Source organism: Gracilimonas tropica DSM 19535 (assembly GCF_000375425.1).
Lineage (GTDB): Bacteria > Bacteroidota > Rhodothermia > Balneolales > Balneolaceae > Gracilimonas > Gracilimonas tropica.
The window spans coordinates 550,156-571,488 of record NZ_AQXG01000002.1 but is presented as its reverse complement, the minus strand read 5'-3'; the positions used below and the strand labels follow the sequence as shown (position 1 = coordinate 571,488).

At 47.1% G+C, this 21,333-nt stretch carries 1 protein-coding gene (only partly in view); it reads left to right on the top strand.

Features of this window, described 5'->3' with window-relative positions; translation table 11 throughout:
• On the top strand, window positions 1–21,333 hold the 3' portion of the coding sequence (locus tag B151_RS0106080) for a YDG domain-containing protein (RefSeq protein WP_020402721.1). 5,943 nt of this gene lie to the left of the window's left edge; the window shows 21,333 of its 27,276 coding nt (coding positions 5,944–27,276); its start codon lies beyond the left edge, outside the window; it ends in the stop codon at window positions 21,331–21,333.

Here is a 21,333-nt window from a genome sequence, read left to right as displayed (position 1 = left end):
AGCGGTGGCGCTACGCTTAGCAATGGAACTTCCACAACCGATGCCAACGGACTTGCAACTTTTACGAATCTTTTTGTTTCCGAAGTAGGCCAAAATTATACGCTCACAGCCAGGTTGGATTCCGATGATTCCATCACCGCTAATAGCGGGATTTTTGACATCACAAGTGGGGCCGGAGTTGCGGCAAACAGTTTTGCGAGTGTCCCGGATGGCACGGCAGGAACCGCAACCGAAATTACTATTACGGTTCAGGATGCTGAGAATAATCCTGTAACCGGAGAAGCTGTAAATCTTGAACTTTCTGTTTCCGATGGTCCCAACGCCGGAGCTACCTTCACGGCCATCAATGATGAAGGCGATGGCACTTATACTGTAAGCTACACGCCAACCATCACCGGTGATGACGAAATTACCATCACTTTAAACAGCACGGAAATTTCCGGCTCACCTTACACAAGCACGGTCTCAGCCGGTGCACCTGATGCGGTTGTGTTTACTTCCACAGAGCAAACCATTACGGCCGGAGAAAACTCATCCAATATTACCGTAGAAATTCGCGATGCTAATGATAATGTAGCCGAAGCCGGAAGTGGAGGAATCACTTTTGATCTTTCTTCAGACGGAAATGGTGAATTCAGAAATACGGGAGATGAAAATTCCATCAGTATGATCACGATTGCTGAGGGAGCGTCCACCGGTTCATTCCGCTACTATTCCGAAATGGTTTCTGTTGATGAACTTGCTGTTGCAGATCAGAATTCAACAACGGGCGTTGGAAGTGTTACTCAAAATATTACGGTTGAGCCAGGGGCTATCAGTGTAGCGGCTAACGGATCTGAATTATCCGGATCAAACCTAAACAGAATTGCTGATGGAGTCGAGGAAGCAACCATCACGCTTCAGCTTAAAGACGAATTTGGAAATACCATTGAGCAAGCCGACGTAGCTGTTGAATTTGCAACCACGGGGGGAACCCTGAGCGAAACGGCTGTTACTACCAATACCGGCGGACAAGCTTCCGTGAAATTGACCTCAACAAATGCCGGTGAATTTGATATAACCGCCCAAGTGGATGACTCCGGAAATGGAACGGCGGATGCGGCGGTAACGAATGGAAGTCCGGTGACGGTAACTTTTGAGGTTGGAACGATTTCAGCCTCTAATTCCAGCGTAAATGTTGATCCGGCTACCTTGGTTGTTGGCAACAATTCTACGATTACAGTTACTCTGCTTGACGCTAATAATAATCCAATCACCGGAATAGGAGAAGCCGATTTTGATTTCGCTTTGGCTGGCGATGCGAGCTTGGTAGCGGATACATTCACAGAAAATGGAAGCGGACAATATGAGGTTCAGGTAACCAATACCACGGCTGAGGAAATCACGGTTACGGTGACAGCGGATGGAATAGAACTTGAGGATACGCCATCCATCACGTTTAATGCCGGAGCAATAAGTGCTTCTAATTCTACTGTTTCAGCAAATCCCACTACTTTAGTAGCTGATGGGAATGCAGCTTCTACCGTGACTATCGTATTGAAAGATGCGAATGGAAATGCAGTTTCAGGTCAGGCAGGAAATATCATACTGTCCGGAATGAGCAACGCAAATATCGGGACGGTTACAGAAACAGGAATAGCCGGTACATACGAAGTCGATCTTACCAATACAACGGCTGAAGAAATTACCGTAACTGTAACAGCTGACGGGACAGAACTTGATGATAAGCCGGCGATTACTTTTGAACCAGGAGCGATTTCAGCTTCCAACTCCGAAGTTACCGCAACTTCTCCGCATACAGCGGATGGCAGCGATGCTTCTACCGTCACGATTGCACTTAAAGATGCAAATAATAACGTCATCAGCGGACTAACGAACGCTGATTTTTCTATTGATTTGACCGGAGACGCTTCTGCGGGAACCGTTTCTGAGACCGGAACAACAGGTACATATGAAGTTGAAGTTACAAACAACACAGTCGAGTCCGTTACAGTAACCGTTACGGCAAACAGTGTTCAATTAGATGATGATCCAGCTATTGTATTCCAGACCGGAACCGCCACAGATCTCGCTTTTGTCGATCAACCGAATACAAGTACACCCGCCGGGGATGATATCGGAACAATTACGGTACGGATAGAAGATGCTTCAGGCAACCTCATAGATACCGATGGTACTTCAATTACTCTTGCTATCTCCGATGGGGCGACACTGGTTGGAACCAAGACGCAAACCACCGTCAACGGAGTGGCCACGTTCACAAACCTGTATGTGGAAGAACCGGGAACCGATTACACGCTAACAGCGACTTCCGGTTCGCTGAACGCAGATCAAAGTAATGCTTTCGATGTCACAAGACGTGCCATCACCCTTACAGCCGATGCTCAATCCAAGGTCTACGGAGAGGCTGATTCATTATTTACCTACCAAATTACGTCCGGGGATACGATTCCGGGTATTTCCCTGAGCGGAAGCCTGAACCGAACTGTGGGCGAAGATGCCGGTACGTATACCATCACCCAAAACGATCTGACCAACGCCAACAACCCAAGCTATGCTATTACGTTTGTCGCTGCTGATCTGACCATCCATGCCAAAGGTCTCACGCTGACCCATTTTGTAGCCGATGACAAAACCTATGATGGCACGACCGATGTCACCGGAGCCGGCTTTGACGATGACCGCCTGAGCGGAGACGAACTGGAATTTAGCTATGATGTAAGTTTTGCCGACGCCAACGCCGGAACCGACAAGGATGTAAACTTCACCAACATTGCCATTTCGGGAGGAGCCGATGCGGGGAACTATACTTTGGTGACTACTTCGGGAACGGCCACAGCTGATATTTCCAAAGCCGCCATCACCGGGATTACTTGGCCAACGGCTTCCAGTATCACGTACGGACAAACGTTAGCTGCTTCCGATCTTTCAGAAGGAAGCGCTGATCAGGATGGAAGCTTTGCTTTTGCCAATCCTGCTACCGCACCAGCATCTGCCGGAACTTATGGTGCCGAAGTTACCTACACGGCCACCGATACGAATTACACTTCCGCGACCCATGATGTGGATGTAGAAGTAGCCCAGAAAGAATTGACAATCGGCGATGCCGTTGTTTCCAACAAAGTTTACGACGGAACGACCGAAGCTGAAATCAGCGGAGCAACACTGAATGGGGTTATTAACGATGACGATGTTTCTTTGAATGAACTGGTTGGATCGTTTGCTGATTCCGATGTTGCCAATGATATTGAAGTAACCGCTGCCATCACTCTGCAGGGAACCGATACTGGAAATTACAGCCTGACTCAACCAACGGGACTATCCGCAAACATCACCGCCAAAGAACTGACGATTGGCGGAACCTTCACTGCAGAAGACAAAGTGTATGATGGAACTACGGAAGCAACGATTTCTCAGAATAATTTATCACTGAGTTCTTCGGTATCTGGTGATGAGGTAAGCCTTGATGCTCTGGAAGTTGAATTTGCATCGGCGGATGTGGGAACGGATATCACCGTAAGTATTTCTAATGCAGAATTAAGCGGTGCTGATGCAGGCAACTACATGCTGAATTTGACCGGAGCACCAACTACAACGGCTGATATCACCAAAGAATATCCAACCATTACCGCCTGGCCAACAGCCTCGGGCATTACCTACGGACAATCACTGGCTTCATCTGTTTTGACAGGAGGCACCGAACAAAACGGGCTTACAGGTACATTCACCTTTGTGGACGATCAAATTATCCCGAACGAGGCAGGTACATACCAAGCGAGCATTGTATTCACTCCAACCGATAGTGATAATTATGCATCGGTAACCGGTACTAACGTTACGGATGTTTCGGTGGCCAAAAAACCATTAACTATTACAATTAGTAATGCAAGCCGGGCCGCAGATGAAGCAGATCCAACCTTTACTCTTGAAGATTTTACAGCCCAGCTCGCGGCCAATGATACTGAAACAGATGTAACCGGAGGAAGTGTAGACTATGTTCTTGCCACGACTAATGCTAATTCCGCACCCGGTATTTATGAAGATGAGATCGGTGTAGATGAAACCAGTTTAAACGGAGCTAAAGCCAATAATTATGATATAACTCTTCAGAATGGTGACTTTGAGATCACTCCGGCTGCACTTGCAAGTTTCGATATATCAGGAATTTCTGATCCAACTAAGGCGGGTGCTTTTCACACCGTTACGATCACAGCCAGGGATACGGATGGAAATATTAAGACCGATTACACCGGAACGGTTACATTCAACTCAAGCGATACTTCTGCTGAATTGCCGGCCAATTATACATTTACTGCCTCAGATCAAGGAACAAAAACATTTACGAACGGAGTTATACTTAAGACGGCCGGGGAGCAGTGGGTTCAGGTAGAAGATGCTACAGATGATACCAAAAATGGAAGACAAGAGAATATTACGGTAACCCATGCCGATCCGGCCAACATCTTAGTTTCAACGATAGCGGATCAAACCGTTGGAGTGCCTTTCCCCGTCAGTTTTACGATTCAGGATGAATATGGAAATACCGTTACTGATTTTGAAGGTGATGTCGAGCTTTCAGCCGCATTCGGTAGTATTCGTCCTTCAGAACTTACATTCTTGAGTAGTGAACAAGGAGAAAAGAAAACCGGTTTAACGGTCTTCGAGAATGGAACCGCTCAAAAAATATCTGTGGTCGCTGCCGGGAACACATCCATTAGCGGTGAAAGTAATGAGTTTGATGTGTCTACAGGACCTGGAGCAAAATTAGTGATAACCACCCAACCGGCGGGAGGAAAAAGTGGAGAAGAGCTTGCTCAACAGCCGGTTTTAGAGATTCAGGATGTGGGAGGAAATCTTGTAACGAGTGACAATCAGTCTGAAGTGACGGTATCTATCTATTCTGGTGATAATGGAACACTTACAGGCACTAAGACTGTAACGGCCGATGCAGGTATTGTTTCGTATACCGATTTGAATCTCGCCGGTTTAGTTTCTGAAGAATACTATTTCAGGTTTACTTCCCCCGGATTGATAGAAGCCAATACCTATGATTTCAATGGCCTTACTCCGGGTAATTTATATGGACAAGATAACTGGCTGCAAAATACTGCCGCCGGTGGTACCCAAAGAAATTCCGTTGTTGTCAGTGATGGACAAGATGAGACTCAGTGGGTGCGATTTGGGGAATCCGGTGGGAGTGTGAGATCTGTGGCCTCCAGGGTAAATGATGGCAACTTTGCTTTTACATCACTGGATTCATCGGATACAAAAGCCATTTTTCAAGCGGATGTGTATGTAGGCTATTGGGGAATTCGAGTGTGGGCCGGTTATGACCGGAATGATGACGGAGCTATATATGGTGTCGATGAACGAGGCCCGGGTTTCTTTGTAAGATCAAATGGGAGCGAAGCCGCAATCTTAACTCCTGATGGAAACACCTCTGTATCAGGAAATGGAAAAGTTGCAAGCGGAGGATGGTTACGGTTAAAGCTTGAAATGGATCTTGAAGCTAATAATGGGGAAGGGGCGGGTACGCTTTATATACAAAACCTTTCTGACGGTGATACTGAATTTGAAGTAGTCACCGGGCTTGAAAATGTAAATCTTGGGTTAGATGCAACGGCTTCGAACACAAGGAATTACGCACTTTGGAATGGAGTGGATTTCCATATGGAGGGGGCTACCCATGGGCTTAATAATGTGAAGTTAGGCAAAGAAGCGAACTTGATATCTGACCCTGTCAATGTAACAGCCGGTTATCCAGAACAAATGGCCATACAAACTCAGCCTGAAAATTCTGTAGCAGGTGAAAATATTGTCGGTCCGCCATCAGTAATTGTAAAAGATGCAAAAGGAAATACAGTATCCGGTGTAGACATAACCGTAGGAGTCAATCAAAACCAGATCGATAGTGGAACCACTACCATAACAACCGATGGGAATGGTATCGCTTCATTTGATGACCTTAAGATCAATACTGCACAAGCCGGCTATACTTTGGAGTTTGATGCAGATACAAGTAGCGTTACAAATGTAACATCAGCAGAATTTGATGTATTAGCAGGAGATGCCACTCAGTTGACTTTCGATACTCATCCTTCAAGCAGTACTCCTGCCGGTGATAATATTGGAACCGTCAAAGTTCGGCTGGAAGATGCAGCGGGAAATCTCATTGAAGATGATGGGGTGAATGTTACGGTAGACATTTCCGACGGAGCAACCCTGGTGGGAACAACGACACAAACTACGATAGACGGGGTAGCAACGTTCAGTGATCTTTATGTAGAAGAGCCCGGAACAGAGTACACCTTGACAGCTGCTTCCACTGGCCTCAATTCCGACCAAAGCACCGAATTCGATATTACACGCCGGGCCATCACTATTACCGCAGATGCGAAGAGTAAAGTTTTCGGAGAAGACGATCCTGCATTTACGTATGAAATTACCTCTGGTGATACCATCCCTGATGTTGACCTCAGTGGAAGTCTAACTCGTGAAGCAGGCGAAGATGCCGGCACCTACGCCATCAACCAAAACAATCTGACGGGCGCCAATAACCCCAGCTATGCTATTACGTTTGTCGCTGCTGATCTGACCATCCATGCCAAAGATCTCACGCTGACCAATTTTGTAGCCGATGACAAAACCTATGATGGCACGACCGATGTCACCGGAGCCGGCTTTGACGATGACCGCCTGAGCGGAGATGAGCTCGAATTTAGCTATGATGTAAGTTTTGCTGATGCCAACGCCGGAACGGGCAAAGACGTGAATTTCACCAACATCACCCTCTCAGGCGGAGCCGATGCGGGGAACTACAATCTGATGACGACTTCCGGCTCGACAACGGCCGATATCTTGAAAGCCGATCCAACGATCACAGCCTGGCCAACCGCAACCGGAATTACGTATGGACAAACTTTAGCGGCTTCAACTTTACAAAATAGCGATGCGGATGGGACATTTGCATTCACCGATGACAGCGAGAAACCGAGCTCCGCTGGAGCCTATCAGGCTGAAGTGAGCTTCACCCCAACCGACTCCAATAATTACAACACTGCCACTCAGGATGTAGAAGTGGAAGTAGAAACCAAGGAACTGACGATTGCCGGAAGCTTCACGGCAGAAGACAAGGTGTTTGACGGAACCACGGATGCTGCAATTAATGACAATAGCCTAACACTAAGCGGCATTGAGAATAGTGATGATGTGAGCCTCACAAATCTGATTGTTGAATTCGCATCAGCCGATGTAGCTGAAGGTATAGAAGTGAGCATCACCAATGCAGAGCTTTCCGGTGTTGACAAAGATAACTATACCTTAAGTCTGACCGGAGCACCTACCACAAATGCCGATATTACCAATGCGGCTGTAACGGTATCAGAGTGGCCAACTGCATCTGACATTATCTATGGGGAAGCCCTGAACAACTCCACACTTTCTGGCGGAACGGCTGATCAGGCTGGTACTTTTGCTTTTACTGATGAAACCATTGAGCCGGATAGTGCAGGAACGTGGGAAGTGAAAGTTACCTTTACTCCGGAAAACAACAATTTTGCTGCGGTAACAAACACTATTGATGTAGAAGTGGCTCCAAAAGAACTGACGATCAGCGATGCCATTGCTTCCAACAAAGTTTACAATGGCTCAACTGATGCAGCAATTACCGGAGCTACTTTAAATGGTGTAATTAATAATGATGATATTGCTCTGAATGAACTGGTTGGATCGTTTGCAGATGCGGATGTTGCCTCTGATATTGAAGTAACCGCTGCCATCACTCTCCAGGGAACCGATACTGGAAATTACACTCTGACTCAGCCTACCGGGCTTTCTGCCAACATCACCGCCAAAGAACTTACGATTGGCGGAACCTTCACTGTAGAAGACAAAGTCTATGATGGAACTACGGAAGCAACGATTTCTCAGAATAATTTATCGCTGAGTTCTTCAGTATCTGGTGATGAGGTGAGCCTTGATGCTCTGGAAGTTGAATTTGCATCGGCGGATGTGGGAACGGATATCACCGTAAGTATTTCTAATGCAGAATTAAGTGGTGCTGATGCCGGAAACTACACGCTGAGTTTGACCGGTGCCCCAACTACCACGGCTGATATCACCAAGGAAAACCCAACGATTACGGCCTGGCCAACGGCTTCGGATATCACCTATGGAGAAACGCTTGCGGCCTCAACTTTAAGTGGTGGAAATGCGGATGGAATTTTTGCTTTCACCGATGAAACTATCAAACCGGACAGCGCTGGCACCTGGGAAGCCGAAGTGACTTTCACACCAACCGACAGCGATAATTATGCGACCGTAAAGCAGAATGTAGATGTAGCCGTGGGACAGAAAACGTTGACGATAGTGAACGCAGCGGCTCAAAATAAAACTTATGATGGCACCACCGAGGCAACTATTGCCAATGCCGAACTCAGCGGCATAGAAACCGGCGATGCAGTGAGTCTAACAGGAGCAACGACCGGAACCTTTGCTCAGCAAAATGTAGGAACCGGAATTGCAGTAAGCACCAATTTTGGCCTGACTGGAGACGATGCCGATAATTATACTTTGAACCAGCCGGGGAGCTTAACGGCGGACATCACAACGGCTGAACTGACTGTTTCCAATGTAACCATCGGAACAAAAATCTATGATGGAACAACCGATGTGAGCATTACGGGAGCAGACCTGGATGGCACAATTGGAAGCGATGACGTTTCCCTCGATGAGTTAACGGCCAATTTCAATGATGCGGATGTTGCGGAAGGGGTCAACATCAATACTTCATTTACCATCACAGGAGATGATGCGGGGAATTACGAACTGACTCAACCAACCGGACTTTCCGCTGATATCAATCCAAAAGAAATTACAATCTCTGGAAGTTTTGAAGCTGAGGATAAAATCTACGACGGAACTTCGGATGCTGAATTCCAGGCGAATAACCTGACCTTAAATGGAGTATTGGTAGCAGATCAGGCCAATGTTTCGCTGGATAATCTTGCCATCCAGTTTGCGGATGCCAATGTTGAGGAGAATAAAACCGTATCCATCAACAGTGCAGAAATCGGCGGAAGCAGAGCTTTCAATTATGAACTTTCCACCGAGACCACTCCCGAAGCTCAGGCTGCTATTTCAGCCAAAGCTCTCACAATTGTGGTGAATGACGGAAGTCGCACAGCGGGAGCTACAAACCCAACATTTGAGTTTAGTGATTTTGCTCCAGGATTAGTTACAGGTGATGTCATCGCCGATATCACCGGAGGTACCGGAACTTCAGCAGATGTCAATTTCACCTTGGCAGCCACGGATGCAAATTCGGAAACCGGTGAATATGCGGATGAAATCTCCATCGATCCTGCTTCTCTCGACGGTTCAAAAGCCGGAAATTACGATATCACAATTGAGCCCGGCACGTTAACCATCACTCCGGCCGCTCTGGGAAGTTTACTTGTAGAGGAAATTGACGATCCAACTACAGCAGGCGTTTCCAATACCGTTCGGGTAACCGCTTTGGATACTGAAGGAAATTTGAAAACGGACTACACCGGAACCATCACTTTCAGCTCCAGCGATACCGATGTCGATCTTCCCGAAAATTACACCTTTATAGCTGGTGACGAGGGCGTACGAACATTTACAGACGAGGTGATTTTCAAGACAGCCGGAACGCATTGGGTGCAGGCAGAAGATGGCGTAATCTCAGCCCGACAGGAAAATATTGATGTAGTTGCCGGTCTGGTTGCTGTTGACAATGCCGGAACATTGCTTGAAGTCATTTCTAATAATGTGACGGCAAACGGAACGGATCAGGGAGAAGTCCGGGCCACGCTCCTGGATGAATTCGATAATCCCGTTTCTGATGTAACGGTAACTTTTGCTGTAACCGGAGATGCCTCCATCGGAACACCGACTGGAACTTCTGATGCGAATGGCCAAATTACCGCGATCATAACCAACAACACTGCGGAAACTGTAAACATAACCGCTCAATTCGACAGTAATGACGATGCTACGGCAGACGCGGATATCACCAATGGAAGTCCTGCGAAAGTAACCTTTGATGCCGGTGATGCCGCCAACCTTGCCATTCAGTCCGGAAATAATCAATCTGATGTCGTGACGGAAACACTTGATAATGCATTGGTCGTGAAAGTTACCGATGCTGAAGGAAATCCGGTTGCCGATGAAACTGTAACGTTCTCAATCGCCGAAATCCCTGTCGATGCTACCGGTGAAACTTTGAGCGCAACATCAGTAACTACGGATGCAAACGGTGAAGCCTCAACCCAGTTGACCTTAGGAACGAAAGCCGGATCTTATGAAATATCAGCTCAGGTAACCGGACTTGATGCAGTCTCATTTGAAGCAACGGCAACGGCAGGTGCGGCTTCTCAGCTGGCCTTTACAAGGCAACCAACCGATGCCACAGCCGGTGCCTATATTAATCCTGCCGTAACGGTTCAGTTGTTGGATGCATATGAAAATGAAGTTTTTGATACGGGAACAGAAATCAGCCTGAGCATTTCAGGCGGAGCTACTTTAAGTGGTTCTGTGGCTCAGAACACAGAAAACGGAGTTGCTACTTTCGATGACCTGAACGTAGCCGAAGTTGGAACCTACACGCTAACAGCAACTTCCGGATCTCTGAGCAGCGATGAAAGCGATGAGTTTACAATTTCTGCCGGAGCAGCGGATGCCATTGTGATGGTGACTCAACCGGAAAATACAGTAGCCGGAGAAGCTGTTAACGGAACGCCAAAAGTTCGGGTTGAGGATGCCTCCGGAAATCCACTTGCCGGAATTGAAGTTTCCGTAGCCCTTTCTTCCAATGAATTCACCGGTTCCAGCATAACTACTGTAACTACGGATGCCAACGGCGAGGCCGGCTTCGACAACCTGATTATCGAAACTGCGGCTACAAATTACACCCTCACATTCAGCACCGATGGTGTGGCTGACTTAGTATCAGATGAGTTTGATGTTACTAATGCCGGAATTTATGTGGACAACTCAAGTATCTCAGCTGATCCAACCACTTTAGCGGTTGGTGAAGAATCGGAAATTACGGTTACTCTTGCTGATGCATTTGGAAATGCGGTAAGTGGCGTCACCAACTTCGATATTAGGTTGGGTGGAGATGCAGCCATTAATGATGCGATTGCGGAAACCGGAACAGCTGGTACATACACCTTCACGGTCACTAATACCACCGCAGAAGAAATTGCCGTAAATGTAGATGCGAATACTACAACCATAGGCAGCGTAGATATCGAGTTTAACGCCGGAGCAATAAACGCTTCAAATTCCACCGTTTCTGCCGATCCATCCACTTTGGTTGCAGATGGAACCACCACTTCCACAATTACCATCGAGCTGAAAGACGCCAACGGGAATGCCATCACGGCTCAAGCAGGAAATATTTCTCTGTCCGGATTGAGTAATGCTTCGGCCGGAACCATCACAGAAACCGGCACGGCAGGCACTTATGAAGTAGACCTGACCAACACCACTGCCGAAGAAATCACGGTTACGGTTACTGCAGATGGAACTGATCTGGATGATCAGCCTGTGATCACTTTCACTCCGGGAGCTATTTCTGCTTTCAACTCTGAAGTCACCGCAACTTCACCGCATACCGCGGACGGAACCGATGCATCTACAATTACTATCAAGCTAAAAGATGCGAACGATAATATTATCAGCGGCCTGAACAACACCGATTTCACCGTATCTCTAACAGGAAATGCCGCTGCCGGAACCGTTAACGAAACCGGCACTTCAGGAACCTACGAAGTGGAAGTGACCAACAGCACGGTAGAGTCCGTTACGGCAACCATCACCGCCGATGGTGTAACCCTTGAGGACGAACCGACCATCAATTTCCAAACCGGAGCGGCTTCTCAGTTGGTGTTTGATGATCAGCCCAATGATACGACTGTTGCCGGAGATAACATCGGCACCATAACGGTAATGGTTCAGGATGTCACCGGAAACCTGGTTGATACCGATGGAACGTCGATAACGATCGCTATTTCCGATGGAGCCACGTTAGTAGGAACCACCACCCAATCTACCACCGATGGTGTGGCGACATTCTCCGATTTATATGTGCAGGAACCGGGAACCGATTATACGCTCACAGCGACTTCAGCCGGATTAGATACTGACGAAAGTGAAGCCTTTGCCATCACCCGCCGGGCCATCACTATTACCGCAGATGCGAAGAGTAAAGTTTTCGGAGAAGACGATCCTGCATTTATCTATGAAATTACCTCTGGTGATACCATCCCTGATGTTGCCATTAGTGGAAGCCTAACTCGTGAAGCAGGCGAAGATGCCGGCACCTACGCCATCACCCAAAACGATCTGACGGGCGCCAATAACCCCAGCTATGCTATTACCTATGTTGGGGCAGACCTAAGCATCACCAAAAAAGATCTCACGCTGACCCATTTTGTAGCCGATGACAAAACCTATGATGGCACGACCGATGTCACCGGAGCCGGCTTTGACGATGACCGCTTGAGCGGAGATGAGCTCGAATTTAGCTACGATGTAAGTTTTGCTGACGCCAACGCCGGAACGGGCAAAGACGTGAATTTCACCAACATCACCCTCTCAGGCGGAGCCGATGCGGGGAACTACAATCTGATGACGACTTCCGGCTCGACAACGGCCGATATCTCGAAAGCCGATCCAACGATCACAGCCTGGCCAACCGCAACCGGAATTACGTACGGACAAACCTTAGCCGCTTCAACCTTACAAAATGGTACAGCAGACGGCATGTTTGCCTTTACTGATGACAGCGAAAAACCAAGTTCTGTAGGGACTTACCAGGCCGAGGTGACTTTCACCCCAACCGATTCCGATAATTACAATACTGCCACTCAAAATGTAGATGTGCAAGTTGGAACAAAAGAACTGATCATCGCTGGAAGCTTCACAGCCGAAGACAAGGAGTTTGATGGAACCAAAGACGCTACGATAATTGAGAATAAGTTAGCACTGAATGGTATCGAAAATAACGATGATGTAAATCTTGCCAATCTCGAAGTTGAATTTGCCTCGGCAGATGTGGCCGAAGCTATCGAAGTGAGCATCACCAATGCAGAGCTATCCGGGGCTGACAAAGATAATTATACGTTAAGTCTGGATGGAGCACCTACCACAAATGCCGATATTACCAATGCCGGAGTCACAATTACCGAATGGCCGACGGCTTCTGATATTACCTATGGAGAAGCTCTTAGCAACTCCACGCTTTCAGGGGGAACCGCGGACCAGACCGGAACCTTTGCTTTCTCCGATGAAACTGTCGAGCCAACGGGAGCCGGAACTTATAGCGCTGAGGTGACCTTCACCCCGGATAGTGATAATTTCGCTCCGGTCACGAATGATGTGAATGTGGAAGTTCTTCCGAAAGAGCTCACCATCAGTGATGCCATTGCAGAAGACAAAGAATATGACGGAACTACCGAAGCTACGATCACCGGTGCTACGTTGAATGGTGTGATAAACGACGATGAGGTGAGCCTAAACGAACTGGTAGGATCTTTTGCGGAGGCCGATGTAGCCACTGAAATTGCTGTAAATGCGGCGATCGCCCTTCAAGGTGCTGATACTGGCAACTATACCCTGACTCAGCCTACGGGGCTTGCCGCTGATATTACAGTAAAAAAACTTACTATTTCTGGTGATTTTATAGCAGAAGACAAAGTTTTTGATGGCTCTGCCGATGCTACAATCGCTCAGAATAATCTGTGGCTGAGTACTCCGGTTGCCGGTGATGAGGTTAGTCTTGATGGGCTCGAAGTTGAATTTGCCAAAGCAGACGTGGGAACAGACATCACCGTGAGTATTTCTAATGCAGAATTAAGTGGTGCTGATGCAGGAAACTACACGCTGAGTTTGACCGGTGCTCCAACTACCACGGCTGATATCACCAAGGAAAACCCAACGATTACGGCCTGGCCAACGGCTTCGGATATCACCTATGGAGAAACACTTGCCGCTTCAACATTAAATGGCGGTAATGCCAATGGCTCCTTTGCTTTTACTGACGATACCATCAAGCCTGATAGTGCCGGAACCTGGGAAGCCGAAGTTACTTTCACTCCAAACGACAGCGATAATTATGCAACCCTCACTCAAAATGTAGATGTAGCCGTTGCCAAAAAAGCCTTGACGGTAATCAATGCTGTTGCGGAGAATAAAATCTACGATGGCAACACCGATGCCGTAATCCAAAATGCGGAACTGAATGGCCTTGAAGTCGGTGATGATGTATCGCTGAATGAACTTGTGGGAACTTTCGCAGATTCCTATGTAGCTAACGACATTTCTGTCACAGCGGCTCTGACTCTGGAGGGAACCGACACAGATAATTATGAACTCACCCAGCCAACCGGGTTAACGGCTAATATCACTCCACTTGAACTAACAATTGCCGGAAGCTTTACCGCAGAAGACAAAGTATTTGATGGAAGCATCGATGCTACGATTAATGAAAATAATCTGACGCTGACCACACCAATTAGTGGAGATAATGTTGAATTAACGAACGTAGAGGTTGCTTTTGCAGATTCAAACGTAGCCAATGATGTAGAAGTGAACATCACCTCCGCTGAACTTTCAGGAACCGATGCCGGAAATTATACGCTGAGTTTGACCGGAGCTCCGACCACCACAGCCGATATTACCAATGCCGGAGTTACCATCACGAACTGGCCAAGCGCTTCTGATATTATCTACGGAGAAGCTCTAAGTAATTCCACGCTTTCGGGTGGAACCGCCGATCAGTCGGGAACCTTTGCTTTCACCGATGAAACTGTCGAGCCAGACAGCGCTGGAACCTGGAAAGCTCAAATAACTTTCACCCCGGATAATGAAAATTATGCTCCGGTTACAAACGATGTGAATGTGGAAGTGGCGCCCAAAGAACTCACCATCAGTGATGCCATTGCTGAAGACAAAATTTATGATGGAACCACCGGAGCTACTATCACAGGAGCTTCCTTAAATGGCGTGATTTATAATGACGATGTTTATCTTAATAAACTGCTTGGATCTTTTGAAGATGCAAACGTGGCCAATAATATCTCCGTAGAGGCAGCGATCACCATTAGCGGCGATGACACTGAAAACTATGTGCTCACGCAACCTTCCGGACTTTCCGCAAACATCAGCGCTAAAGAATTAACCATTGCCGGAAACTTCTCTGCTGAAAGCAAAGATTTTGATGGAAACACAGATGCAACCATCGATCAAAACAACCTGACGCTGGATACTCCGGTTGATGGCGATGATGTAAGCCTCACAAATATAGTGGTTGAATTCAGTTCAGCAGATGTAGCTAATGATATCGAAGTAAATATTACCTCGGCTGAACTTTCTGGTGCGCAATCAGATAATTACACACTCAGTTTAACGAATGCTCCAACAACAACCGCTGATATTCTGGATGCCACCGCTCCAATAATTACAGGAGTAACCGGACAGGCGGGAGACGATTCTTCAACGGTTTCTCTGGATGAAGGAATTCAGGAAATTGGAACGCTCGCGGCCAATGAAAATGTAAGCTGGAGTCTGACGGGCGGAGAAGATCAAAGTCGATTTGAGATCGGTTCTTCAACCGGAGATCTGTCCTTCAATTTGGAAACGGATTTCGAGAATCCCGTAGATGCGAACACTGAAAACGACTACGTGGTTGATGTAACCGCAACGGATGAGAGTGGCAATACTTCGGTTCACACCGTAACGGTGAATGTACTGAATATCAACGATAATGCTCCGGTGATCACCAGCAATGGTGGTGGTGACTCAGCTACCACCACGATGGATGAAGGCGTGAAAGCAGTGACCACCGTAACTGCAACCGATGCCGATGGCGATGAAGTCACCTATGAAATTTCAGGCGGAACCGATCAGGATTTCTTTACGATTGACGAGACCTCCGGAGAACTGGAATTCAAAGAAAGTCCAAGTGTAGGAAATCAGTTTTCTTATGAAGTGACGGTCCGCGCAAATGACGGTGAAAATTCCGATGATCAAACGCTAACTATCAACCTGAAGAGTACCACCGAAATTGCTCGCTTCACCGATAGTTATGTGGATGGAGTAAGCTACCAAACGAGTTCCGGTCTTTCTGGTCTGACGGGTGACGCAGGTTCCTCCGGTTCATTCCGCTACCAAAATGGAGATGATATCACACTTTCGGTTGGGGATGTGACCTTGGCTGAATTCAATGCCGAAGTTATTCAGGGTGAAGTGCTTTTCATGCACGATATAGCAGAGGTTGAGCTCTCAAACAGCAACAATAATTATGTTGAAAACCTGGCGATTTTCCTACAAGCACTGGATGCAGATCTACAGGATAACAATCCAAACGATGGCCTTTTAAAGACAGCGGAAGTTCAGAATACAGACGCCGCATTTGCCAATGGAATTTCAATTTCAGAAGAAACCCGAAACAGCTTCTCAGGATATAAGGATGCCGGAACCGGGGAAGCCTTGAATATTTCCACCGCCGGTAAGCAGATGATCGCAAATGCGTTGGCTTCGGTGAATATCGAGTACAACGCCTCCACGGAACTGGATGTAAGCGGCAATGGCGAAAATGTGTTTGAGACCATCGCCATGAATCACGTTGCTGCTACGGTTGAAGATCTAGCCGGAAACCGCGCACCTGCAAACTTCGATGAGAGAAAAGCCGATGCCATCAACGTGCCCGGCGGACTCATCGAGTACAACTATAACCAAATTGACCGATCCATCACTTTTGATGCGGAAGATCTGTTGCAAGGAGCCGTTCCTCAACAGGTGACCAAAGCCAACATGGTGATCAAAAATGTTCGCCTGAGTGAAGCATTCGAATATGTAGGCAGCATCGATTCTCTGGGCAATCGTGAATACAGAATTAATCTGGCCGACTCGGTTGATTATTACGATCTCGAAGACCTCACCATCGACTATCGCGTGGAAGACTGGACTGCTTTTTTGGATGTTCAGGCGGAAGCCATTGATCTGTACAAATCTCACTTATCCTCGGATATTCCGGCAGTGGGAGAGGGTGATGGCGTACACGAATTCGCGATCCACAGCTCGCTTACTTTTGCTGAAGATCAGAAGCTGAACATCAACTTCATTGCAGAAGGATATGCTGATAGTGTTGGATATTTGATCGCAGAATACTCTGATGATTATCTTACCCCAATCGACTACTCCGTAGATGGTGGTCAAACCTGGCTGGAAATGGAGCAGGTTGGTATCACTTACAACACACTTGGAGTTCCGCGGCCTGATTTTGAATTTACTTTACCCGCCAATCAGGATTCTGTGTTGCTGCGTGTTCCCATTTTTGATGATCAGAAATTTGAAGGCGATGAGTATTTTGATGCCATTGTAAGCGGAAACAGCGTGTATGATGAGCGTGTACGCTTTCTGATTGAAGACAACGAAACGGAAGAGCCGGAGCTGCCGGGCATCAACATCGACTTTATTTATGCGCTTGAAGGACAGGGTTCCGTGGATTACACGCTAACCCTCAACAAACCTTCAGCCGAGGTTGTGACGGTGGATTACAACATGATTGATCTTGGCGCTACCGCCGGCGAAGATTATGAAGGCGTTGAAGGAATGCTGACTTTCCAGCCGGGAGATACCGTAGCGAACATTACCGTGCCCATTATTGATGATGAGAAAGTGGAAACAGATCCAAATCCTGAAATGGCGATCATCAATCTTGAAAACCCAACGAATGCGGTGCTGTTTGATGCACAGGGAACCCTCCGAATATTTGATAATGACGGCCCTGATAATGCGACGATTGCGCTAAATCTTGATCCTGTTACCGGCGATAACTACCTCGACAAAGATGATCAAACCGAAATGGTGGATCTGACCGGTTCCATCAGTCCGGCCGATTTCAATGTTCAGATCGTGAAGCTGGAGCTCAATGAGAATATCTACACGGTTCAACCCGGAGAAAGCGGAACCTTTACCGTTCCGGTGAAAGTAGCCGATCTTCTGGAAGATGCGGATCTTACCGTTGATGCGGAAGTATTCGCCTTCACCCCAACCGAGCAGGCAAGCAGCACGGCAACCCAGACGTATGGAGTGGATAACTCGGCCAGGCTCGCTTTCGTAAATCAACCAGAGAATACAGTGGCCGGCGAAATGCTGAATTCCGTCACCGTACAGCTGGTGGATGAAAATGAGAATGAAGTCAGCGCCGAAGGCATCGAGATCACCATTACTTTGAATGGTGATGCAAATCTGAAGGGCACCTTGACCGCCCAAACTAACGCAGCCGGATTGGCGACATTCAGCGACTTGAGTATTGAAACGGCTGGAATTGATTACACGCTTACGGCCACCGGAGTGGGATATCCCGATATTACTTCACAGCCGTTTGATGTAATGGCCGGATCAGTTTTTGCTGATAATTCTTCTATCACAGCGACTTCTCCTCATGTGGCAGATGGACAGGATTCGTCTGAAGTAATCATCATGCTAAAAGATGAATTTGAGAATGCGATCTCAGGCCTTGCGAATTCTTCATTTGTATTCGGAATTGGGGAGAATGCTGTCATCACTCCTGTAACTGAAGGAAATGCCGGCGAGTATAAAGCCTTCATCACCAATACGGTAGCCGAGCAAATAACGCTGGCGGCTGAAGTTGGCGGCGTGGTTCTCAACCAAACTCCGGAAATTGTTTTCAACACCGGTTCTGCTGTGGCCGGCAATACCATGGCGTCCATTCCGGATGGCAAAGTAGGATACCCAACCCCGATTTCGATCACCGTTGCTGATGTTAGTGGAAATGCGGTAACCGGCGTTGCGAGTCAGCTTGGAATTGAGCTTTCGGGCTCGAATGAAGGAGCCGAAATTTCCGACATCACCGATAATGAAGACGGAACTTATAGCGCAGAATATATTCCATTTACTCCGGGCGAAGATCAATTCCTGATTACCTTAGCGGGAGATTCCATCAGTGGAAATCCATATACCAGTTTGGTGGAAGCGGGTGACTTGAAGGCCGTTACCGTTTCAAGTGGAGATGGCCAAACAGGGCGGGTCAATTCCGTGCTGGATGATTCTCTGGTGGTTCAGATCTTGGATGAAAACGATTTTGCCATCCCGGGCGTGGATATTGAATTCGAAGTTACTTCAACCCCGGACAGTGCAGAAGATTTCGGGTTTTCAGATCAGCTGCTTGAAACCGATAAAAATGGCTATGCTTGGGTGAAATTCAAGCTGGGAACCAAAGTGGGAGAGTACCGGATCACCGCCAGAATTCAGGAGACACAAAAAGCTAAAACTGATTCCAATACAGTGAGAGAAGTTGAATTTTCAGCCTTCGCTACACCCGGTGAAATAAAGAACTTTGCTATTGCCGGTGGGGGAGATCAGTATCAGCCAACGCTTAGTGTTCTTAAAGATTCCCTGACGGTTACCTTGTTTGATAACTTCAACAATCCGGTGCCTAACGAGCCGGTACATTTTAGTTTGATCAGTCAGCCTGAACTGGCACAGGATGCGAAGATCATGCAAGACACCGTGATCACTAACAGCGATGGTATTGCTGCAACCAGTTTTAAACTCGGCGATTTGGCCGGAGATTACATTATTTCGGCAGAAGCATATCAGCAGCCACAGTTAGACAGCCTGACATTCAAGGCTACGGCTTGGGAAAAGCGAACAAATCCTACCATCATTGATACGGTGAACACCGTTGTGTTTGACGGCGACCCGAACACGTTTATGTATGCAGATCCGGATGAGTCGTTAAATAATCTCAGGAATTTCACTCTCGAAATATGGGTGCTGCCAAACGCATTAACCGATGGATTCGAATTATTCCAGAAAGGTCGAGGTGAGAATGGTGATTTCCATTTCTCCATGGGGGGCAATGGTAATAAGCTGACCGCATCGTTTCAACTTGAAAACGGGAAACTGATCACACTTAATGCCGAAGATGTATTTGATGAGGAAGAAGTTCAAACCGGTGCTCTTAAAACTCAAAATGACGTTCAATATAAATGGACTCACCTCGCCTTTGTGGTAGATAATGATAACAAACGCGCAAATCTTTACAAGAACGGTTTCCGTGAAGATCAGACAGAGTTTGAAGGGGAAGTGGCAATCAACAATTCCCGGCTGGAAATGGGTCGTGGTTTTGATGGAGAGATCCATGAGGTACGTGTATGGAAAGAATCCAGAAGCCGAAACGAGATTCAGTCTCTGTTAACTCAGATCTTATCCGGTGATGAGAACAACCTGGTATTGTATCATACCTTTGATGATGACGGAGATGTGGCAGATGACCTCACCGATGAAGGTAACGACTTGAAGTTAGGCGAAGGTGTTGAACGCAACTTTAGCGTGCGCGGTGTTCCGGATATAGAGATGCTGGAGAATGAGCAGTATATCATGGCTTTTAAGGCGGAAGATGAGTTTGGAAGCCGGTTATTCACGGTAATCAATGAATTGCCCAAAAATGGACGGATCTACCAGGTGATTAACAATGGAACCGATATTGGAACGGAGATCACACAACCTAATACCCAGCTTCAAGATCCTTTGAATCGGGCTTTATATGTTCCGGAGCAAAATTATAATGGCCTTGATTCGCTTAATTACAGTTTGGAAGATTCTCTCGGAAACAGCTCAAGCGCAGACCGTATGATCACCATTTATCCGGTGTATCGTCCGCCTGCACAATTTGCGCAGTTACTGCCGGCTGAGAATGACTCGGTACGTGTTGCTCTTCGGGAAGAGATCGGCTCAACAAAAGTGAAGTTTAATTGGGAGCCGAGTTCAGCCTATAATGGAAACGATACGGAATATATTTTCACCATCTGGGACGATCAGGGCAGAGAAGAAGTATTTACCGGCATCACAGATACCACACAAATCCTCGATATAAATAACTCTATACTGGACTTTGATAATTGGTACACCTGGCGGGTAGAAGCAACCGACGGTATCGATACTACCCAAAGTGCCGGTGAAATGCGTTTCGTGGTAGCCCGTGATATCCCGATAGTTTATCAATTGCACCAAAACTACCCGAATCCATTTAATCCGTCTACGAAGATCGAATATTGGGTGCCGGTGACTTCCAAAGTGAGAATTGAGATCTACAATATTCTCGGTCAGCGAGTGCAAACACTGTTGGATGAAAGTAACGTTACAGCAGGAACGTATAGCGTAACCTGGGATGCCCGCGGACTTGCAAGCGGAACCTATTTCTACAGAATGGTTTCGGAAGGATTGAATGGCAGCCGCTTCGTGAAGATGAAGAAAATGATGTTGATCAAGTAG